Consider the following 22,543-nt stretch of genomic DNA (forward strand, 5'->3'; position numbering starts at 1 on the left):
AATGTCATGAATAATAATAAGATAAAAAAATTGACGCAGTGTAATCAACAAAAAAACAAAATGAAGTGTTTGTGGTTGGGCTCTAGCGTCCTATCCAGCCTGCTTGTACTTTCTTCTGTTGCATCTGCGAGCGATATTGAAATTTATCAACCTGCGGCAGGGAATAAGAAACGCCTGATGCTGATGGTGGATCAATCTCGGAGTATGGGGGGCGCCGGTCTTTTAGATTTGGTTAAAGATTATCCATTATGTATTGATCAGGGGGTTACTGATGTATTGGGTAAAAATGGCTTGAATTTGGGAATCAAGATCGCGGGTCAAACCGATTTGATTAATGTCACCAAAGAAGCCTCTGATCTGATCAATAAAGCCATTTTAAAAGGCTTACTCGGCAATGGCCAAGGTCAGGGACTACTTGATTCGATTGCCGAAATTAAAACAGAACAGCCGAATGCGGCTTATCCATTTCCGCGTCAATCCTGTACGGTGGTTACTACAGATGCAACGGTACGTTTATTGGATAACTTGCTCAGTGGGTTGTTGGGGGTGAAAACAGGATTATCTGCCGAACAATATATCCGTGAAACCTGTGACCCATTAATTGATATTAGCCTGCTTAAGTCCATTACCAATTCTTCTACGGTCGGGATTTATCGTTGTTATGATAAAAATTCACGCGTTCGTATGGCATTGACCGATGTTTTAAAAGGGAAAAAAGGTAGCGGGGGGCTGCCGGATATTGATCAAATCCCAGATAGTACAATGGTCGGGCTATCCATTTCACCTTATAACCAAACGCTGAATGATCGTGCTGGTGCGATTGTTTTTGAACCTAAGTTGCTCAGTGATGTCTATCTTTATAACGGTAAAACTCAAACCCATCGTCAGCATATGATTGACTATATTGCCAGTGCCAATATGGACTCCAAAGGTGAGTTTAGCCTGCAAAGTTTACTCATGATCGTACCTAAGCTGGTGGGAGGATTACTCAATGATGTGGTTGCAACACTGGGCAAAATTTTAAGTAATCCGCTGGATGCCGTGAGTGAGTTATTGAATCTGGAAAATACCAATAATGCCCTGAATGATGTGCTGACCATGTTAGGTCTGGGCGGCAATAACCCAATGGCCAGTACCTATGCGGAAACAGGTGCATACTTGTTAGGCAACACCACCAAGGGAACGGGTGCCAGACAATATGCCAAGCGGAACGCGTTATTGGGACTTGGTGGCATATCCCTGTTATGGACAGATTATGAATGTAAGGCATGGAAAGCAGATGGCATGACCTGCGATGACTGGAAATATGCCGGGCTATTTGGTGTAAACACTAATGGATATAAAAAAGTCGATGGCAACCTGTTAAATTTACTGGGTATTCTACAGGTCGGAAAACAGGAAATCTTTTATGAATACCGTGCCGATGTTGATGCAAAATATAGTGGTTTTACTGATAGCCAGAAAAATAACAGTACCATTAATCCGCTGATTAAAAGCAATGGCAGCTTCTATCAGGCACCATCGACAGCCCCACAATGTGATGCCAATGGTTTAATGGTGATTGCGGGTGGGGTGCCAACGATAGCACCGACATTAACGGACTCGTTATTGCAACCGCAAGGCAGCCAATCCGATGCGACCAAAGTTGCCATGGAGCGTTTAATGGCCCGCTCATTGGATAACAGTCAAACCCTCAATATTCAATATAAAGATGGGCGCTTGAATGATAATTGGGGATTTAGATGTAATTCTACCGATTTAAAAGCGACCACTTTGGGAAATAATAAAAACTCAAATGATAATACTGATTTTGCAACCTGGCAGTGTATCGGTGCCTATGCCCGAGATATTCGGGCATTAAAAGCCAACCCGATTAAAACCGCTGTCATTGGACTGGATCGGTCGTTTTTACAGCTTCCCAATTATATTGCAGGACAAGAAAGTAGTTCCGATATTAAAGGCTTGACTCAAATTTCAAGTACCAATGTGGCGCAAGATCAATTGCTAACTGGGATTGTGCCGAAGGCTGTTCGCGACTTATTGGGCGTAACAGGTTCACTGCTGGATGGCCTGTTGCCAAATAGCTTGATCGGGAGTGGCTTAACCACAGGAATTACCAGTCTATTGGATCGATTATTACCTCGTAATCCAGAGGACATCAAAAATATGGCACGTTGGGGGGTCATTGGTGGCGGTGGTTGGTATAACGCTGCCAACAGCCAGAATATTGCACAAAGTATTCGGGATTTTCACGATAATTTGGGGGTGACGGATGGTGATCCTATTGGTTTGCAAACATTACCTGAAGACCCGTTAACACCATATCGTATGAGCAACGAAGTGTATAAAAGTATGTTTGAACCAACAGAAAAAGCCAGTTGGTTTGGTAACTTTAAAAAATACTATGTCGAAACCGATAATTCGATTAATAAACTGAAAGATGCCTGGGATGCAACGTCAACAAGCTACGATGTGCAAGATTGGAATAAAGGTGGCGTACTAGCCAAGCTTAAAAATTTAAAAAATAAAACGGATAATTCTGATCCGAACAAACCGGTCATTACAGAACGTCTGGTTCTGACGAATAGGGATTGCCAGCAAATTGCCAATACCTCTACTTATCAATTTACGGAGGTTGGCGCATTAAAAACCGTGAATAATAAATATCTGGATGTGAAATGTGGTTCAGGGACTTCTGCTGTTACAGATGCTAAAGGCTATTTGTTAATGAATTTGTTGGGTTATAACGTCGGAAATGCGGCTAGCACGGCAGATCTGACTGAAACGAATCGAACCAACTGGCAGGTAGGCATGAACTTGCATTCAATTCCAGTCAAACTTACCCAAGAAGCAACTTTTAATGCGGATAATAGTATCAAAGAGCGCAAAGATTATATGCTGTTTGGTACAACGCAAGGTTTATTGCATGTCGTTGATGCTAAAACGGGTGAAGAAAGTTTTGCTTTTGTACCCAATGAAATGTTGGAAAATACTCAACAGAGCAAGGCATTCTTGGATAAAGCGACAGGCGTTAAAGCAAATATGGCTTACGGGATTGATGGCGCATGGACAATCTATAGCGAATACGTCTATGGAATGAAGGCGCTGAGCAGCGGCAGTAGCAGTAGTGCAGTGGTTGCAACCGTTGGCGAAATTAAACAAGGTGATCAGGTCCTCGCCAAAGGAAAGCAAATTGCCTACGGTGGTTTGCGTATGGGGGGGCGTAGTTATTATGCCTTGGATCTGAGTGATCTGACTCGTCCAAAATTGAAGTTCCATATCGATCCGGATAATAATCGCATTATTAGTCTACAAGCAGATGGGAGCTATAAAACCACCACCAATACGGTTTTAGCTAGCATGGGGCAGAGTTGGTCTAAGCCAACCATTACGACGGTAATGTATAAAGGTGCTGCGAAACGCGTGATGCTAGTAGGGGGAGGCTATGATATGGAATATGAAAAAGTCACGCCAAGCATTAGCAATACCACCAGAGGCCGCATGATTTATATGTTTGATGCGGATAATGGAGATTTGCTCTGGTACGCCGGCGGAGATAGTGCAAGCACTTCATGTGATCAGGGAGATAGTAATCTCGGCTTAAGAATGAAAGACTTATATAGCGTGGTGAGTCGCATCAATGCTGTGGACCGTGATGGCGATGGCATCACAGATCATCTATATTTTGGCGATTTAGGGGGGCAGGTTTGGCGCATCGATTTAGGTAAGGATCTTGGCTTAAAAGGTGGAGGATGTGGTCGTTATAGCATGCTATTTAAAGACAGCAATAGCCGTTTTTATGAAGCCCCTAATTTTAGTGTCTATGGCTATGAACAACCATTGGCTGTGCTGAGCATTGCCTCAGGCAATCGTAGCCTGCCTTATAGCGATAAAAATTCAAGCAGTACGATCTATAACCTGTTTGATCAGGAGGTGGTCAGTCCTAATTTTGTCACCACAGGCAATGTCAATAGCAGCACACCAAAACTATTGGTGACAGATCTTAAAGCCATGCTGACTGCGGGCGATGTAAAAGGGAAAAATTTGGTCCAAGCCAAAGCGATGATGCCAAACGGCTGGTATGTGCTGGCAAATACAGTGGTTGGAAAAGAGCTGGATGCACAAGGCAATGAAATTAGCTTGACGAATCAGGTCAGCAGCAAAGTGTTGAACGAAATGGTGGTCATGAATAAGAGTCTTTACGCCAGTGTTTATAATCCAAATACCAGTGCTGGAAATGGATGTAAAATTCAGGCCAATGGGGCAACCACTGTTCAGCGGTTCTGTTTGCCATTTGGTGTCTGTGAGCAAGACGTTAAGGATGTGACCATGAGCTTTGGTGCTGGACATGGTATCGTTGATTCGATGGTCGGTGCGGGCATTGGTCTAGGTGATAAAAATGGTTTGACGCGTCAACTGCTCAATCCAAATGCAAAAGACAAAATTGGCAATAGCAAACTGTCGGTAAATACCATGCGTCGTCAATTAGTTCCACTGACATGGTATGAACGTAATGAATAACAATAAGTTGAGCCGGCAATTTACGCTCAGAATGAATGTTTGTTTTATTGTGCGTAGTTCAGGTTTCACCTTGATTGAGCTGATGATTACGATGGCGATCGTGGCAATTATTGCAGCGATCGCGATTCCCAGTTATGACGTCTATATTCGCCGTGCAGATTTAGCCACAGCACAGCAAGAAATGCTTAAAATTGCGGCGCTATTGGAAAAACATCGGGCTCGCAATTTTAGCTATGATGGTTTTGTGCTTAAAGGCACGGCCGCGAATCAGGGTGCGTATTACACTGTTCCAAATGCAACGAACACCAGCTTGCTTGTACCTTTGAGTGCGAGTCTAGGTGATCAGAAATTTACATTAACCTTAACAGCAAATGCTCAGGCATGGTCTTTAAATGCAATCAGTCAAAGTCCGAGAAATTATTCCTTACTGATGACCAGTACAGGATTCAAATGTAAGACGAAAACGGCAGCCAATATGACAACATCAAGTTGTGGCAATGCTGCTGAAGACTGGTAACTTATCAGATTTTATAGATTAAATTCATAACTGTGGATAACTCGAAAAATAATCTTTATTTCAAAGTCAATTTAACGTAGAATATCGCCCTCTATGAAAGGGGTTTGAAGTGTCGCCGATGGTCGGCGCAGGGATAATCCGTAAAAATTATAAGGTTGTTCTCATGGTTGTTATTCGTTTAGCGCGCGGTGGTGCAAAAAAACGTCCATTCTATCAAATCGTTGTGACTGATAGCCGTAACGCACGTGACGGTCGTTTCATCGAGCGTATTGGTTTCTTTAACCCAACTGCACAAGGTAAAGCTGAAAAAGTTCGTTTAGACGCTGACCGTTTTGCACACTGGGTTGCTCAAGGTGCTCAACCTTCAGAACGTGTTGCTTCTTTAGCTGCTCAAGCTAAGAAAGCTGCAACTGCTGCGTAATAGTAGTAGGTAGCCCATGACATCGACACAGAATGTGCCAGAAGATCGTATTCAGATTGGACAGTTACGTTCAGCTTATGGATTGAATGGGTGGCTCTGGGTTTACTCTAATACAGAACCTATGAGCAATATGTTTGACTACCTTCCTTGGTACATTGAGACCAAGGCAGGTTGGCAAACAATTGATGTGAAACGTTGGAAACCACATGGCAAAGGCTTGGTTGTTGCATTAAAAGGCGTGAATGATCGCACTGGTGCAGAGAACTTGGTTGGCGCAAATATCTGGATTGCCAAATCACAGCTTCCAAAAGCAGATGTAGACGAGTATTACTGGTCTGATCTTAAAGGCTTGACCGTGTTAGGTCTTGGAGAGGATGAGCAGGAAGTCAATCTTGGTCAAATCTACGAGCTGTTTGAAACAGGTGCCAATGATGTCATGGTCGTAAAAGCGACGCCTGACAGTATTGATGCTGAAGAGCGAATGATTCCTTGGCATAAAGATGTGGTACAGCGTGTTGATCTTGAAGCTGGTCGTATTTACGTCAATTGGGGCGTAGACTACTAATCCTTTCGGGGACAGTAGCGCAGCAGGAAAATAGAGGAGTCTGCGGTGTTTTTTGCAGTCATCACATTGTTTCCTGAAATGTTTGAAGCGATTACAGCGTACGGGATTAGCGGACGTGCGGCAAAGCGTGACATCGTGCAAGTGACTTGCATTAACCCACGAGATTTTGCTGAGGGCAATTACAAACGAGTGGATGAACGTCCTTTCGGTGGTGGCCCAGGTATGGTGATGATGGCTGAGCCTTTGGCACAAGCAATTAGCCATGCCAAACAACTTGCAATGCAAGTCGGTTGTGTTCATGCCCCAGTGGTGTATATGTCACCGCAAGGCAAGACCCTCAATGAGCAGGCAGTACAACAATTCGTTGATTATGATGGTTTGATTGTATTGTGTGGGCGTTATGAAGGGGTCGATGAGCGTTTAATCCAGCATTATGTTGATCAAGAATGGTCAATCGGGGATTACGTCTTATCGGGTGGTGAACTTCCTGCCATGGTGTTGCTGGATAGTATTATTCGTCGATTGCCAAATGTCATGTCTGACGAGCAATCTGCGATACAAGATTCTTTTGTAGATGGTTTACTGGACTGTCCACAATATACCAAGCCAGATCATTTTGAAGGGCTGGATGTGCCTGAGGTACTTAAATCAGGACATCATGCCAATATTGAGAAATGGCGTTTTTTGCAGCGTTATCAACGAACTTTAGAGCGTCGACCAGAATTGGTGGAAAAAGTAGAGTTGACCAAACAGCAAATTAAATGGTTAAAAAATTCTAAAGGTTAAACTGCTATCAGTTTTTCTTTTGTATCCAACGAGAAGCTTTGCTTCGAGTTCTACTTAAACCTGGTTTAAGTTAAAAATAGGCTCTTTAAGATCTTTGTCTTAAGGGGAAAGTTAAACGGGAGATATGCGCTTTAGCCTCTATTCCCAGCGGTGTCAGAGACCTCTTCTCTCCCGCACATATTGGAGATTCCACATGAGTGGTAAACATCCTTTAGTTCAAGCTGTTGAAAATGCACAGTTAAAATCAGACATCCCTGCTTTTGCACCGGGCGATACAGTTATCGTTCAAGTTAAAGTAAAAGAGGGTGACCGTGAGCGTCTTCAAGCATTTGAAGGTGTTGTAATCGCGAAGAAAAACCGTGGTTTAAACTCTGCTTTCACAGTTCGTAAAATCTCTAGCGGTGTTGGTGTTGAGCGTGTTTTCCAAACTCACTCTCCAATCGTTGCTAAGATCGAAGTGAAACGTCGTGGTGACGTTCGTCGTGCTAAACTTTACTACCTACGCGAGTTGTCTGGTAAAGCTGCACGTATTCGTGAAAAGTTACCAGCTCGTAAACAAGGTTAATTTTAACTTTGTTTTAAAGCGAAAAAATGCGCCTTTGGCGCATTTTTTTATGCCTGTTTGCGTCGACAAGCACTTTCTTTTTTAATCATCTCAGACCTGATTTTGCTAAAATAGGTCTTTATACGTTGACTTTTCTTTTATGAAAAAAAGTTCTTATCGCCATTTGAGCGGTGTTTTCCTATTAAATAAACCTTTAGGTTTGAGCTCTAATTCTGCACTTCAAAAAGTCCGTCGTCTGTTTAATGCACAAAAAGCAGGGCATACGGGTGCCTTGGATCCGTTGGCAACAGGGTTATTGCCAATCTGTTTGGGCGAAGCCACCAAGTTCTCACATTATTTACTGGATTCAAGCAAACGTTATCAAACTACGGTGAAATTGGGACAAACCACAGCAACCGGTGATGTTGAAGGTGAAATTCTGCAACAGAGAGAAGTGCCTGCATTGACGCAAGAACGGATTGAACAAATACTTGAGCAATTCCGTGGTGATATTCAGCAAGTACCGCCGATGTATTCAGCGTTAAAACGTGATGGTCGTCCACTCTATGAATTGGCGCGTAAAGGCATTGAGATTGAGCGCGAAGCACGTCCAGTCACCATCTATGATTTAAGCTTGGTTGATTTTACAGAAGATAGCTTAACGCTGGATGTGACGTGCTCAAAAGGGACCTATATTCGTGTCTTAGGTGAAGACATTGGTGAGGCTTTGGGCTGTGGTGGGCATCTAACCCAATTGCATCGTACTCAAACAGGTCACTTTGAAATTAATCCAAGCTATACCATTGAATATTTAGAGGATCTTTCACTGGAAGAACGCGATGCGTTATTGCTGCCAGTCTATGCACCTATTGAGCATTTTCCACGTGTGCAATTGCCTGAAGGGCGTGAAAAATATTTCGGCAATGGTCAGGAAAGTAATATCGAGCATGAAGCTGCGGCGGAAGTGCTGGTGTTTGACGGCGAACGTTGTCTAGGACTGGCTGAAATTACTGATAAAAAACGTTTGGTGCCAAAACGCTTGTTAAATTTATAAGAGTATCTTCAATGGAATGGGAACTGATTCTAACACTGGTGTTCTTTGCGTTTTGTGCGGGAACCATTGATGCGGCCGTCGGTGGTGGCGGGTTGATTCAGATTCCTGCATTGATGGGAGCTTTACCACAAACTGCACCTGCGACCTTATTTGGTACCAATAAGTTAGCCTCCATTTGCGGCACAGGTTCGGCTGCATTTTCATTTGTACGTCGGGTCAAATTGCAATGGTCATTACTAGGTGTGATTGCACTATTCGCCTTTATTAGCGCTTTTATTGGGGCGGCCTGTGTATCATTGGTGCCGACGCATATTTTAAGACCGATTGTCTTGATCATGCTGATTGTGATTGCGATTTATACCTTTATGAAAAAGCAATTCGGGCAAGTCCATGTCGATCAACAGGTCACACCTAAGTTACTGCTACTGGCTGCGATGGGTAGCTTAGCGATTGGTTTCTATGATGGTATTTTTGGCCCAGGGACAGGCAGTTTCTTTATTTTCTTTTTTATCCGCTTTTTACAGGTGGATTTTCTACATGCTTCAGCCTTGTCGAAAATTGGCAATTTCATGACCAATCTGGCGGCATTGAGTTTCTTTATTCCGACAGGACATGTGCTATTTGCACTGGGCTTGATGATGGCGGTTGCCAATATTGCGGGCTCATTATTGGGTGTGCGTTTGGCTTTAAAATACGGCAGTGGCTTTATCCGTATTTTATTCCTGATTTTGGTCAGTATCTTGATTTGTCGATTGGCTTATCAAATCATTACTGGTTAGAAGCTTAGACATGGACTAAGCTTTTCCACCGCGTAAAGTAACACCAATTGAAGCCACCATAATACAGGCCAATGCCACCCATTGAATCAAGCTAATGCGCTCATGTAGCAGCACCAAACCTGCTAATGCCGCTAATGCCGGCGCAAGACTGGACAGCGTTCCATAACTCAATTTACTTAAGCGTTTCAGTGCCATTAAATCCAAGGCATAAGGAATCGCAGTTGCGAGTAGGGCAATCACCAGCGCTTTGCCCCAATATTGAGTATCTAGCAGTACAGGCGCATTATTCCATAGACCAAAAGGAAATAAGGTTAGTGCGGATAAACCGATGGCAATGGTCAGTGCATGCATGCCAATATTCTGTTGCACTACGCGATGCCCGTAATAGATATATAAGGCCCAAAAGAACCCTGCACCTAATGCGCATGCTGCACCGATATAGGAAAAATGCTGTGCTTGAGCATCGTGCCACGGCACCATTAAGGCAATGCCCAAAATCGCAAAGGCCACCCAAATATAGTCGCTGCGCTGTTTAATTGAGAGTAGAGCCAAACCCAGTGGGCCAATAAACTCTAAACCCACCGCAATGCCTTGAGGTAACTTGCCTAAAGAGGTGTAAAACAAGATGTTCATACAGCCCAGTGCAGCACTATAGCAAAGTAAATCTCGCCATTTTAGTTCCTTCAATTTGGAAATGATTTTCCATGAGCGGAACATGATTGCGACCAGAAGGGTAGCAAAACACAGTCTTAAAATCGTTACAGTGAGCGGATCCAGTGTCGCAATTAACTGCTTGGCAAAGGACGCACTGATTTGATAAGACAGCATGGATAAAACCATGTACAGTACTGCGACCAACTGAATATTTTTCATGTGTATAGCCACTCCATACATAGAATGACGATAAGGTGTTTAGCCATGAGAATGTATTCCTTGTGAATAAAAACAACACCAGGTCTTTTTGATGGCTTCAGTGATATCGAGTTGAAATTCAAAAGCAATTTGATTTTCTCGAATGACTTTAAAACCTAACCGTTTATGGAATTTTATATATAAGGTATTACTTTTGAATGCGTGGCTGACGATCGTTGTAGCCTGTTTAGCTTCAATAAATTGAATAAATTGCGCAAGTAATGAAGCAAATACCTTCCGTGTTCGGTGCTTTGGGTGAACCACTAAAATTGGAATAAACCATCTCTGCTGTTGCATGTGTTCAACAGTGAAGTAACCCAGTAATTGCTGATGGTTTCGATATTCGAATAGATAGCCTTGAGTTGAGGCCTGCATTAAAGAGGCCAGATAAGCTGATCGGTTGATGGGTTTACCTGCTTGCTCAGACAAGGTGTTTAAGGTCATCAACGTGAGTTCTAAATATTCTTCCATATGCATTTAATGAATACTCTGATTATCCAGCCTCTTTTTGCTGTCGCGCTTGTTGCGTGGTAAAGGTACAACCAATCGAAGCAATGATAATCGTACCTAAGGCAAGCCACTGATTCCAAAGTAACATTTCTCCCAGAAAGATAAAGCCTGAGAGAGCAGCCACTGCGGGTTCTAGACTCATCAAGGTACCAAAACTCAGTGGGGTTAAACTCCGTAGCGCAATCATTTCTAGAGTAAAGGGTAAGGCGCTGGCTAATATCGCAAGACCGATAAAATAATATAAATTAGGTAGTTCAAAGACCCGATCAATCGCCCCTGAAAAGAGTGCGAAAGGCAGCAAGCAGAGCATACCAATTGACATACCTAAGCAAACGGTATGATTGCCAGAGATACCCGAAGGTTTTTGCCCTGCAATAATATACAGCGCCCAACATGCACCTGCACTCACCGCAAACATTACACCGACTAAATCTAGGCCTTGTTGTGCCTGTTGCAAAGGAAACAGCAGGATTAAGCCTAAAATGGCACAGCCGACCCAAATAAAGTCGTATTTCTGCCGAGCATGATATAGCGCGACACTTAAAGGGCCGATAAATTCAAAGGCAACGGCAAGGCCTAGTGGTAAACGCTCAAGTGATAAATAGAACAGAGCATTCATCCCTGCAAGGGCAACCCCATAAGTCAGAATGGCTTTCCAGCGTACCACTTTGAAGTTGATGGTCCAGATTTTAAAAATCACAGCCAGAATCAGTGCACCAAAAAACAGGCGCATAGCGGAAACGGTTAATACAGGAAAGCTTTGAAATAGAATTTTGGCCAAAGAACCACTGCCTTGCACACACAACATGGCAATCATCAACAGCAATAAAGCATGGAGTGGTGTTTTTAGTACAGGGCTAGACATCTTATTTTTTTAACATTCAGTATAATATTCACATAATAAGTCAAACGCCTATAAAAAAGCCACAGCGAATGCTGTGGCTTTTTTAGCATTGTTCTAAATGTTGTTTAGAACAATACGCGAACGCGGATCGTGCCTTCAACGTGGTTCAAGGTATCTAGCGCTTCTTGAGAAGCAGATGCGTCAACATCCATTACCAAGTAACCGATATCACCTTTAGTCATTAACGACTGACCAGAGATATTGATGCCTTGTTCAGCGAACAAGGTGTTGATTTTCGATAATACACCTGGCACGTTTTTGTGGATGTGAAGTAAACGATGCTGACCATCAGAAAGTGGTAATGCGATTTCTGGGAAGTTCACCGCAGAAAGGGTCATCCCTTTGTCTGAATAAGCAACGAATTTTTCAGCCACTTCCAAACCGATGTTCGCTTGCGCTTCCATGGTCGAACCACCCACGTGTGGGGTTAAGATCACGTTGTCTAAACCACGAAGTGGAGACAAGAATTCTTCACCATTGGCTTTTGGTTCTTTCGGGAATACGTCAACTGCGGCACCTGCGATGTGACCAGATTTGATCGCATCAGCTAAATCTTCGATCACCACACAAGTACCACGTGCTGCGTTCAAGAAGATTGAGCCTTTTTTCATTTTCGCGAATTGTTCTTTCTTGAAGAAGTTGCGCGTAGATGGTACGTCTGGAACGTGTAGAGTCACCACATCCGCAGTTTCTAATAGTTCATCTAAAGAGCCCACTTGACGTGCATTACCCAATGGCAATTTAGTCACAGCATCAAAATAGATGACTTTCATACCCAAACTTTCTGCCAATACAGAAAGTTGTGAACCGATCGAGCCGTAACCGACGATACCTAAAGTCTTACCACGAGTTTCAAACGAACCCACCGCAGCTTTATTCCAACCGCCCGCATGAGTATCTTTCGATTTTTCAGGCACACGACGAAGTAACAAAATGGTTTCAGCAAGAACCAATTCTGCAACCGAACGTGTATTTGAATACGGTGCGTTGAAAACAGGGATACCACGAGACATTGCCGCTTTTAAATCGACTTGGTTGGTACCAATACAGAAACAGCCAACCGCGATCAATTTGTTCGCAGCTGCAAAGATTTCTTCAGTCAATTGAGTACGGGAACGAATACCGATGAAGTGCGCGTCTTTAACCGCTTCTTTCAAAGCGTCGCCTTCAAGCGCAGTTTTGTGGTAGTCGATGTTGGTATAACCCGCTGCATTTAAAGTATCGATGGCATTTTGATGCACACCTTCTAACAGAAGGAAACGGATTTTGTCTTTAGGTAGTGATAGATGTTGGCTCATTACGGCTCCGCTACAAAGGCCAAAATTTAGTTGCAGTACTATAGCATAGAGCTTTGAGATATAAATATTTGGTTTAAAATTCCCGCAGCAGAATTGCTGAGAATTTTTCAGTGAGTGCTGAATTTTACTGGTTAAACACATTTTGTTATTACAGTATCTTTATCCTAAGCTTTATCCCATGCCTGCTTCTATGTAAAATGCAGAGATCTGATAGTCAAATCTGAAAACATCAGGTTTGCGCTGTTCTGCCGAGTTTCTATATGTTGAATACAGCATTTTAAGATATTGAAAAATATTATGTTGTTATTCAAATGCTCTATCTTTACTTCTTGCTAGGCCTGTAAACGATGAATGCTTCAGTCGCTTTAACACCTGAGTTATTGACCCAATTAACGGCAATTGTGGGTGAAAACCGAATTAAAACCGATGCCGACAGTTTAGAAAATTGGGGACGAGATCATACTAAACATTTTGATCCGAACCCATCAGTCATCGTTTTCCCTTCAAGCACTGAACAAGTGCAGGCCATTGTTAAACTTGCCAATCAATTTCATGTCGCGATTACCCCATCGGGCGGTCGTACTGGTCTTTCAGCGGGTGCAGTAGCTGCTAATGGCGAGATCGTGATTAGCTTTGACAAGATGAACCAGATTCTTGAGTTCTTCCCCGCAGATCGTATGGTACGTGTGCAAGCAGGCGTGGTGACTGAGCAATTACAGAATTATGCCGAACAACAGGGCATGTACTATCCAGTCGATTTTGCTTCAGCAGGTTCTAGCCAGATTGGCGGCAATATTGGTACCAATGCGGGCGGGATTAAAGTGATCAAGTACGGTATGACCCGTAACTGGGTGCTTGGTTTAACCGTGGTGACGGGCAAAGGTGACGTACTGCGTTTAAACAAAGGCATGATCAAGAATGCGACTGGTTATTCGCTTCAGCACTTGTTTATTGGTGGTGAAGGCACATTGGGTCTCGTGACTGAAGCTGAAATCAAGCTTGAGCGTCAGCCGCAGAACCTACAGGTTCTAGTTCTAGGTGTGCCTGATTTTGATGCGGTGATGCCTGTACTGCATGCGTTCCAGAAAGATATCGATTTAACTGCATTTGAGTTCTTTGGTGAGCTTGCAATGCAAAAAGTACTCGATCGTGGTCATGTACAACGCCCATTCGAAACGCAATGCCCATTCTATGTATTGCTTGAGTTTGAAGCACCGTATGAGCCGATTGTCGACAAGGCAATGCAGATTTTTGAGCATTGTATGGAGCAAGGTTGGGTGCTTGATGGTGTCATGAGCCAGAGCCTTGATCAAGTGGAAAGCTTATGGCGTTTACGCGAAGATATTTCTGAATCAATTGCGCCGTTTATTCCATACAAAAACGATATTTCTGTATTAATTACCCATGTGCCTGCATTTATTCGTGAAATTGATGCGATTGTTCAAGATAACTATCCTGACTTTGAAATCTGCTGGTTTGGTCATATTGGTGACGGTAACTTGCACTTAAATATTCTCAAACCTGAAAATCTGACCAAAGATGAGTTCTTTGCCAAGTGTCAGGTGGTGAATAAATATGTGTTTGAGACCGTGAAAAAATATGATGGTTCGATCTCTGCCGAGCACGGTGTGGGCATGACCAAAAAACCGTATTTAGGCTACTCTCGCTCGCCTGAAGAAATTGAATATATGAAAGCATTGAAGTTGGCATTTGACCCGAATGGGATTATGAACCCAGGTAAATTATTTGATCTTTAATACTTGATTAAATAAAAGAAGTTCTGCTAAAAGCGTATCGTAAGATGCGCTTTTTTATAAAACTAATATGAAAACTCAAGCTTATATCTATCTAGAGAGTGATCAAGTATATGGAGACTATATTGATCATTATTATAATCAGCATAATATAAAGTGTATGTGTATTATGCTTAGAGTAAAAATTTCGGATCTATTTTATTCCTGTTCCTTAGTATTTGCAGACTTCTCCTCCTGGATATTGGGTGAGCTTATTCATTGTGAGGTAAACTTCCTTTGTTATGATGGAGACTTAAATTTATTCAAGAATTATGAGCTCTATAATTTAAAAAGTGAACGAATAGGCCTCATCTATTTTAGTAGTTTTTTATAGGATAATAGGTTTAATCTCTTAAAAATTATTTTTTGGTTGCATAAATTAAGGCTAAAAATCAAATGGATGTGGGTACAGATAATGAAATCCTCATCTTGAGCGAATCTTAGAGAAAAATATGAATATACATCAAGAAATCGAAAAACTGTTCCAACAACGTCAAGACATCCCATTATTTTATATCGAAAGTGGTAGCCGTTTATGGGGCATGGCCAGTCCAGATAGTGACTATGATGTGCGTGGTTTTCACCTCCCGAGTAAAGACCAATATTTTGATTATAAAAAATATCGTGATCTGATTGAGATTATGGATGGGGACTTTGACTTTGTTTCTTATGACTTGGATAAAATGTTTGGGTTATTGGCAAAAAGTAACCCCACCGTTTTGGAGTGGGTCAGAGCACATATTGTGTATTTTAATGCCTTTCCTGAATGGCAGAATTTTCGTGATGGATTGCTGGAGCGAATCGACTATAGCGCCTTGTATCACCACTATTTATCATTGGCAAAAGGCGGGATGAAAGTGATGCAAAGCGCAGATAACTTTACTTATAAGAAAGTGTTTTATTCGATTCGTGGTTTGATGTCGGCTGAGTTGGCAACTCAAGAACAGATGCCTGAATTACTGATTACTGATCTGTTTGCACAAGTTGATGCAAATGACCCATTACGGCATTGGGCAGAAGATTATCTGGAAATTAAAAAGCAGCAGAAAGAGAAGGCGCAATTGCCTGAAGCAGAACAAGCCGCGATTCTTAATTTATTGGAAAATAAGATTGAGCAGTTGGCCACCAAGTCGATGCAGAAGGCAGATCGGCGTGCCAGTTTGGAAGCCTATTTAACCGATTATAGCCGTCATTTAAAACAGCATTACTATCAGTAAAACAATGCGCTTACTTAACACCTGAGTCGACTTAAATATTCAATGGACTCATTCCTGAAAATTATATTTCTTGTCGAACTCAGGTTAATCATTTTATCTGTTAAATCCCGCTTTCTAAAATACGAATTTTTACATCGGCTACATGGTCTTTGGTTGCTTCAAAATGCTGCTGCATATGGGCAGTTTGCATATGGGCGGCTAAATGAGTGGTGCTTTGCCATTTCTCTAACATGATAATCTTATTCTCATCAGTGGTCTGCATCTCAATCGCAGGAAGATGATCAATCAATGGCTCATAGCCATGACAGCCGTCTTCTGCAAGCACGGTTGGAATAATTTTTTGAAAAGCATCTAAAACTGCTTGGCGATGTTCAACACCTGCATGGGTATGAATTTCAGCAATAATGGTTAGCATGATATTTTCTCACTTAATGGCTTGTGGCAAACAACTGATCTAAATGTGCTTTGTACGCTTCGATATAACTTGGCACATTGGGCGCCTTGATCACATCATTGACGATAAAGGTCGGCAGTGAGTCCATGCCCAAGAATTGATTGGCTTTATGGAAAGGTAAATAAACGCCATCTACGCCAACGCCGTGGAAGAACTGATCTGGATCGGTAAAGGCTTCCATCGGTGCATTCCAAGTTAAAGACAACATATATTTTTTACCTTGGATTAGGCCGCCTGAACCATACTTTTTCGATGCATCTGAACGACTACGGCCATCGCTGGCATACAGTGAACCATGACCAATGGTGAAGATATCATCGATGTATTTTTTCATGGTCCACGGTGCGCCCATCCACCAACCTGGCATTTGGTAAATCACCACATCTGCCCACAAGTATTTGCCTATTTCGGCTTGGATGTCATAGTCACTGTCGGTACGTGTCACTTGTACCTGATGACCTAAGGCAGTTAAATGTGCCTGAGAAAACTCGGTCAGGGTGTCATTCAATTCACCATTCGAATGTGCAAACTGTTTGGCACCATTAATAATTAAAATATTGCTCATGCGATTACTCAAAAATAAATCTCTAAAAACTGGAACGCATTTTAGGAAATCTATTCATGAGTAAAAATGCATAAATGAGCAAAAGACTCTTGATCAAAAATCAATAATTGAATTATTCAGTTTTGGATTTTTTAGCTTTATACCAACGACGAATGCCCCATAAAATTGCAATCGCAAGATACAATGGCCATAACATCACGAGCCAAATGAGGGTTTCTCTGAAGCCATATAAACCCACTTTAATCGCTTCCCAAATTCGGCTGAATAACGGATCACTGTCCAAGGTGGCAATGCGATTGATATTCAGATCATGGGATTTACGCACTTGTGACTGTTGGAAGAATTCCAGTCGAATGGTGCTATAAGCCAAACGGTCTTTGACTTCTAAATTGGTCAGTTGCTGTAGCTGATTGTTTACCGCATTGGATCCGCTATTACTTTGATTGGCGGTATTGAGTTTTTCTTCGAGCAATTTTAATTCATAACGCTTGGCTTCATAGCTTTGGGTATTAAAGTTCAGCATGAGTGGCAATAAGTTATTTAAGAATGCTGTTACTTCTGCATTGGGAATACGGACTGTCAGTTGCACAGTAGGGGTGATCTTTTCATAGATGTCGACACTGCCATCAATACGATCACGTTCAGATCGGTCACTGACTTGATAATTAATCTGCTTCTCTTCGATATAACCATTGTATTGCAATAACTGCTGTTCCAGTGCCGATGTGGTTTTTAGCACATCCTTCACTTCAAATTGCAATTGTGCGCTTTTGACCAATTGACGATTCTGTTCCAGAGCACTTTGTTGGTTACTGGCCAGTTGCTCTGGATTTTGAACGGCATTGTCGTGAACAGCTTGACTGTCTGCCGCGGCAGTTTCAGTTGCCATCGCGGCTTCACTAGCAGGGTCTTCAGGTTTTTTCGAGCAACCTAAGGCGGTGCTCCCGAGGATTAAAATAATCGTTAATTTCTTTGCTAAATCTGACATATCGGCATGTCCAAACTAAGGTGATTTTGATGTTATAAACTGTGTTTTTTTAATCATTTGTTATGATCATTATCTTTGATAATGACAACAAATTTAATGCACGCCATATACATTTTGTTGCGTGGCAAGTCTGTTTTGCATAGTAGCATAAATGAGCTAAATGGATTGGATGGGTACAAAATGTATAAAGTTTGCATGGTTTTAGGTTGCAGCTTATTTTTGGCTGCATGTAATCAACCTGCGGTACAGTCCCAGCAACAAGCGGAACTACAAAAAAGTACAGCCATGCATGCCGTGTTATTGGATCAGCCCAATCTGTTTCATCAAGACAGCAATTTAAAAATTGATCAACAGTTTAATCGTGCAGAAAATCCAACCAATGCACAAATTATGATTGAGCAAACACAGCTCGACGATTCTGTTAGAGCAATACGGACTGAATATCAGCTAAAACGCGATCAAGATAGCTGGAAAGTGGTAAATAAGAAGCAGAGTTATCAATGTGCCAGAGGGCAGAATACTCAAACTTTCCAATTTGAGTTATGCCCATAATTTTGTGCATGATTAAACAGTGGATAAAAGTTCAGCAAAATTGTGGATAACTTTTCGGTTATACACATTGCTGAATTGGCGTGATGGGTTGTTTAAATTGCAGTCATTTTGAAAAAGTGCTACAGTTGCGCGTGGCAATTTAGCCAAACGGTAAAATATTTACCAATCTCACGTAAATAAATTGTTTTTCCTTATATACACCCAGTGAATACGGTGTTTTCACATTTATCACATGCTGGCTCACAGCATGGAATCAAAATTTAATTTAAATCTAAACCATAACATCTTGTGGTGATGGGCCTATTTTTCTTGTTGAAACATGGGACGAACCTGAGTTGGTTATTTTTGTGAATAAAACATGATGACGAATAATCAGAACATGACGTTAAACCGTATAACGCTCATGTTTCCTTTAGCTTTGGTGCTATTCGAATTTTCAGTTTATATCGGTAATGACTTGATTCAGCCTGCGATGTTGTCGATTACAGAACAATTTTCTGTAAGTGCAACCTGGGCACCCTCGTCAATGTCATTTTATTTATTAGGTGGTGCCAGCGTGGCATGGCTACTTGGACCGCTTTCAGATCGTCTTGGGCGTAAAAAAGTACTCTTGGCCGGTGTGGCATTTTTTACCCTTTGCTGCCTACTGATTTTACTGACCCATAATATTGAACAGTTCCTGACACTGCGTTTCTTGCAAGGGATGGGGCTGAGCGTTATTTCTGCGGTGGGTTATGCCGCAATTCAAGAAAGCTTTGAAGAACGTGATGCCATTAAGGTTATGGCACTGATGGCAAATATTTCCTTGTTGGCACCTTTACTTGGCCCTGTATTGGGTGCATTTCTGATTGATTATGTGTCATGGCATTGGGGCTTTGTTGCCATTGCTGCCGTATCCTTTATCAGTTGGTTTGGTTTAAAGAAATTTATGCCATCAATGCAGGAAAGCCGAAAGCAACCCAAACAGCCTTTTAGTCATATTTTTGATGACTTTAAAAAGGTATTTAGCAATAGCCGTTTCTTGGGCTTAAGCATTGCCTTACCTTTGGTGGGAATGCCGTTGATGTTATGGATTGCCTTATCACCGATCATTTTGGTCGATGAGCTGAAGCTCAGTAGCGTGCAATATGGCTTGGCGCAGTTCCCTGTGTTCTTTGGCCTGATTGCAGGTAATATCATCCTGATCAAGATCATTGATCGTTTCCCTCTTGGTAAAACCATTCTGCTTGGTTTGCCGATTATGTTATTGGGTACGGTCTTCTTGCTGTTGGGCGTGATTTGGCAGGCTTATCTGGTGCCTTGTCTGTTGATTGGCATGACTTTAGTGAGCTTGGGCGAGGGGATTAGTTTCTCGGTGATGTACCGCTTTGCCTTGATGTCGTCTGAAGTGTCCAAAGGAACAGTCGCAGCGGCAGTCTCGATGTTGATGATGGTCAGTTATTTTGTGGTGATTGAATTGGTTCGGGTACTGTATACCCATTTCCATATCTGGGCGTTTGCTTTAGCCAGTCTGGTTTTGATCGTATTCTGGTTTAGCTCGCCACGCCATGCCTTGAAACAGCATATGCTGGCACGTCAGCAAGACGGGTTGAATTAAGCTTAGGTTTATAGGGCTTATTTAGCTTGAGTTTAATGAAATTCATTTCCAACATTTGCGATGAGAGTAATCCTAACGGTGTCGTCCCGAGCTCTCACCTTAGTTTAGGATAAACCACTGCGTCTTGCTCTTCAGCTGAAATATATTTCAACCTCGTTCAGGTTCGACCTACTTTTCTTTCGGGATGAGGAGCGTAGCTGCGCAAGGGTAACCATCTTGCGCAGCTTTAGCGCTGCTCATCTGCAAAACCTATTCACTTCTTTCATCTGAAGAATAGTATTGCAAAAACAGTATTTTATAGATATTCCGCAGGTTGCAGATGACACTTCCGAGTATCATATTTTTAGCTGATTTTAGTTTTACTTGCACTCATTACGCTCACTTAATTTCTAAGCTGAGCAGTTTATTTTTTAATAGCACGAATTCAGGCAAAGTTTCGAGTAAAAGGCTCATTTGTTTTAACAACAAGGGGTGCTGTTTAGAGATCTGCTCTTGCAGATTCAACACTTCAATTTCTTTCAGCAATTGCTCCACCTGATGCTGTGGAACGGGCGCTTGTTCGATCAAGCTTTGCTTGAGTAGTTCCTCAATTTTATCTAGCAATTGGAGCAGTTTCTGATCTTCGATTTTTTCCCGTTGATGTCCCAAGGCAGAAACATAGCTGAGTTGGCTATGGCTATAGACCAAATAGCGAAATGCATGTTGAATGAGTTCTTGATTGGGCTGAGGTTCGGTACTTAGACTGGAGATCATATTGGAGAGTTCGATTTGCGCATTATGTGCGGCACGCCGCGTGCTTCGGTATTCCAGATCGAGTTGGCGTCCTTGGTGATATTGTTGTACTACCACATGCAGATAATCGAGTGTGGTTTGATTATTTTTCTTGATGTTGCTAGAGATATTGCGGAAATTCCAGTCTGGCCAGATAAAATTAACGGAGAGCCATGCAATGGCGCAGCCAATCAAGGTATCGATAATACGTGGCAGGATAATACTAAAACCAGCCCCTTTTAAATTAAAAATCAATAACACCATCAAGGTGGCCATGACGGTGGCGAGTGCATATTTCTTCTGTCTTAAATAGAAAAAGGAGACCCCACACAGCACGGTCAGGACTAACTGACCTTCAATACTCGGTACAAAATAAAGAATTGGAATCCCCAATAGTACTCCGAGTAAGGTACCGATAGTTCTCAGTTTAAGACGGCTTTTGGTGGCAAAGTAGGTAATCTGGCAGACAAATAAGCTGGTGAGTAAAATCCAGTAGCCATTCTGGGCAAAAGGTAATAAGGAAATGGCATAACCAATTGCAAAGATCACTGCTAAACGGACCGCATGGCGGAACAGGGCGGATTGCGGACTGAGTTGCTGTTTGATTTTTAAAAGCAGATCCTGCGCACCCTGAATATCATCATCAAGTAAATTGAGATGGTCGTGATGTTGCTGTGGAGAGCGTTGTTCCATATTTTGATTAAGTTGTAGCTGGGCAAACTGTTCATGCACACTGTTTAAATTGTTGAAGATCAGTTCCAGATTTTTAACTTCGAGATTGTGGGGATGTTGTTGCACCCAGTCACGCATCGACAATTCTAAATTGCCTAATGCTTTACTGGCAGACTCACGCGGCTGATAGCTCTGATGCTGTAAAATTGCTTGGCTTAAATCGTGGCAGGCCAAGGCTTGCAGCTGCATATTTTTTTGAATGCGAAAAATCAGATCACTGCGGCTAAAGTTCTGGTGAATTTTTTCATAATGCAGATAGCTGGAGGTGACCTGTTCATGCATGTCTTGAGCAAAATAATATAAATTCAGCCAATAAATGCTGGTGCTATTAACCCGAGAGGCCTTTAAACGGGTCAGTAAGGAGGTTTTCGCTTGATTCAGGCTGCTGACCACTTGGCTATTTTTCTGCGAAAGCTCGAACAGCAACGTTTCGACATTATCAAGATTATCAGGGTCGAATAAACGTGCTTTGGTGTGTAGTAATTCAGCAAGCTCCTGAAAAATCGTTGCAATCTTCTCTTGCAGGGGCAAGGTGGGACGAATCAAAAAAAATAAAATGGAGCTGAATCCATACCATAAAGCACCCAAAACAAAATAACTCGGTTGCTGATACCAATGTGGATACTCCCCCAAGCCAAACATGGTATAGATCGACAATAGAATTGTGCCAAAGGAAATCGTGGCATAGCGCTGTCCTAGTGCACCCATCAAAATCAAGGCTGCACTGGAGAGGCTGAGATAGACAATAAACCAGAATTTATACGGGGCGAGAAACTCTAAAATGGTACTGACCGTAAAAAACAGTACGCAGACATAGATCAGGTTACGTAAACGAATGCTGAGACGATCATCAAAATCGGTCAGTGCGGCCGCAATTGCACCTAAGGTCACAGGCACAATTAACGACCCAAATCCGAAATGATGTAAACCGAGTGTTGTACCAGACAGGACTATAAAAATCTGTACGCAATAAAGCAGAATCGAGTTGGAGCGAAAGCGATTGAAGAGGACAGATAAATTTTTCACGATTGTTATTCTTTGAAATGTTCTGGTTTCATCATAC

The 22,543-nt window shown here is 42.2% G+C and carries 20 protein-coding genes; 12 read left to right on the forward strand and 8 right to left on the reverse strand.

Annotation, left to right across the window (positions count from 1 at the left end):
• The first annotated feature begins 6 nt into the window (after positions 1-6).
• From F895_RS17190 to F895_RS17155, 8 genes are all read left to right on the forward strand, one after another.
• Entirely contained in the window at positions 7-4,521 is a 4,515-nt protein-coding gene (locus F895_RS17190) for a pilus assembly protein (protein ID WP_005238427.1), read from the forward strand.
• Complete coding sequence (locus tag F895_RS17185; RefSeq protein WP_010589700.1) at positions 4,514-5,038, forward strand: type IV pilin protein; 525 nt, start codon at positions 4,514-4,516, stop codon at positions 5,036-5,038. Before F895_RS17190 ends, F895_RS17185 begins: the two co-directional genes overlap by 8 nt.
• Positions 5,039-5,201: 163 nt before the next feature.
• On the forward strand, positions 5,202-5,459 hold the full coding sequence (rpsP, locus tag F895_RS17180; protein ID WP_004776006.1) for a 30S ribosomal protein S16: 258 nt from the start codon (positions 5,202-5,204) through the stop codon (positions 5,457-5,459).
• A gap of 16 nt (positions 5,460-5,475) precedes the next feature.
• Positions 5,476-6,024, forward strand: a complete 549-nt coding sequence (gene rimM / locus F895_RS17175; protein WP_005238430.1) for a ribosome maturation factor RimM — start codon at positions 5,476-5,478, stop codon at positions 6,022-6,024.
• A gap of 45 nt (positions 6,025-6,069) precedes the next feature.
• Entirely contained in the window at positions 6,070-6,810 is a 741-nt protein-coding gene (gene trmD, locus F895_RS17170; RefSeq protein WP_005238432.1) for a tRNA (guanosine(37)-N1)-methyltransferase TrmD, read from the forward strand.
• 193 nt (positions 6,811-7,003) lie between these two features.
• Complete coding sequence (rplS, locus tag F895_RS17165; protein ID WP_004657502.1) at positions 7,004-7,375, forward strand: 50S ribosomal protein L19; 372 nt, start codon at positions 7,004-7,006, stop codon at positions 7,373-7,375.
• 139 nt (positions 7,376-7,514) lie between these two features.
• Entirely contained in the window at positions 7,515-8,408 is an 894-nt protein-coding gene (gene truB / locus F895_RS17160; RefSeq protein ID WP_005238433.1) for a tRNA pseudouridine(55) synthase TruB, read from the forward strand.
• Positions 8,409-8,419: 11 nt separating this feature from the next.
• A complete protein-coding gene (locus tag F895_RS17155; protein WP_005238436.1) occupies positions 8,420-9,187 on the forward strand; it encodes a sulfite exporter TauE/SafE family protein in 768 nt (255 codons plus the stop codon).
• Between the two features lie 15 nt (positions 9,188-9,202).
• On the opposite strand, the gene F895_RS17150 is transcribed toward F895_RS17155, so the two are convergent.
• The 4 genes from F895_RS17150 to serA form a co-directional block, all read right to left on the reverse strand.
• Positions 9,203-10,060 (reverse strand): EamA family transporter, encoded by an 858-nt coding sequence (locus F895_RS17150; RefSeq protein WP_005238438.1) that lies wholly within the window; start codon positions 10,058-10,060, stop codon positions 9,203-9,205.
• Between the two features lie 39 nt (positions 10,061-10,099).
• A complete protein-coding gene (locus F895_RS17145) occupies positions 10,100-10,576 on the reverse strand; it encodes a GNAT family N-acetyltransferase (RefSeq protein WP_005238440.1) in 477 nt (158 codons plus the stop codon).
• Between the two features lie 16 nt (positions 10,577-10,592).
• Positions 10,593-11,474, reverse strand: a complete 882-nt coding sequence (locus F895_RS17140; protein ID WP_005238443.1) for an EamA family transporter — start codon at positions 11,472-11,474, stop codon at positions 10,593-10,595.
• A gap of 104 nt (positions 11,475-11,578) precedes the next feature.
• A complete protein-coding gene (gene serA, locus F895_RS17135; protein ID WP_005185444.1) occupies positions 11,579-12,811 on the reverse strand; it encodes a phosphoglycerate dehydrogenase in 1,233 nt (410 codons plus the stop codon).
• 347 nt (positions 12,812-13,158) lie between these two features.
• Between serA and F895_RS17130 the strand changes: the two genes are divergently transcribed.
• Positions 13,159-14,568, forward strand: a complete 1,410-nt coding sequence (locus F895_RS17130) for an FAD-binding oxidoreductase (RefSeq protein ID WP_005238444.1) — start codon at positions 13,159-13,161, stop codon at positions 14,566-14,568.
• A gap of 488 nt (positions 14,569-15,056) precedes the next feature.
• Positions 15,057-15,821, forward strand: a complete 765-nt coding sequence (locus F895_RS17125; protein ID WP_005238449.1) for a nucleotidyltransferase domain-containing protein — start codon at positions 15,057-15,059, stop codon at positions 15,819-15,821.
• Between the two features lie 100 nt (positions 15,822-15,921).
• Here the strand turns inward: F895_RS17125 and F895_RS17120 are convergent, their stop codons facing one another.
• The 3 genes from F895_RS17120 to F895_RS17110 all read right to left on the reverse strand — a co-directional run bounded on the left by F895_RS17120 (position 15,922) and on the right by F895_RS17110 (position 17,828).
• Positions 15,922-16,236: a putative quinol monooxygenase gene (locus F895_RS17120; RefSeq protein WP_005238451.1), complete on the reverse strand. Its 315-nt coding sequence runs from the start codon at positions 16,234-16,236 to the stop codon at positions 15,922-15,924.
• A gap of 13 nt (positions 16,237-16,249) precedes the next feature.
• A complete protein-coding gene (locus tag F895_RS17115; protein WP_005238453.1) occupies positions 16,250-16,840 on the reverse strand; it encodes an NAD(P)H-dependent oxidoreductase in 591 nt (196 codons plus the stop codon).
• 112 nt (positions 16,841-16,952) lie between these two features.
• On the reverse strand, positions 16,953-17,828 hold the full coding sequence (locus tag F895_RS17110; protein ID WP_005238455.1) for a DUF4349 domain-containing protein: 876 nt from the start codon (positions 17,826-17,828) through the stop codon (positions 16,953-16,955).
• A gap of 180 nt (positions 17,829-18,008) precedes the next feature.
• Between F895_RS17110 and F895_RS17105 the strand changes: the two genes are divergently transcribed.
• Positions 18,009-18,380, forward strand: coding sequence for a hypothetical protein (locus F895_RS17105; protein WP_005238457.1), 372 nt, complete (start codon positions 18,009-18,011; stop codon positions 18,378-18,380).
• 361 nt (positions 18,381-18,741) lie between these two features.
• On the forward strand, positions 18,742-19,977 hold the full coding sequence (locus F895_RS17100) for a chloramphenicol efflux MFS transporter CraA (RefSeq protein ID WP_010589699.1): 1,236 nt from the start codon (positions 18,742-18,744) through the stop codon (positions 19,975-19,977).
• Between the two features lie 378 nt (positions 19,978-20,355).
• On the opposite strand, the gene yccS is transcribed toward F895_RS17100, so the two are convergent.
• Entirely contained in the window at positions 20,356-22,506 is a 2,151-nt protein-coding gene (gene yccS, locus F895_RS17095; protein WP_005238460.1) for a YccS family putative transporter, read from the reverse strand.
• Positions 22,507-22,543 lie beyond the last annotated feature (37 nt).

The sequence above is a fragment of the Acinetobacter sp. CIP 64.2 genome (assembly GCF_000369645.1).
GTDB lineage: Bacteria > Pseudomonadota > Gammaproteobacteria > Pseudomonadales > Moraxellaceae > Acinetobacter.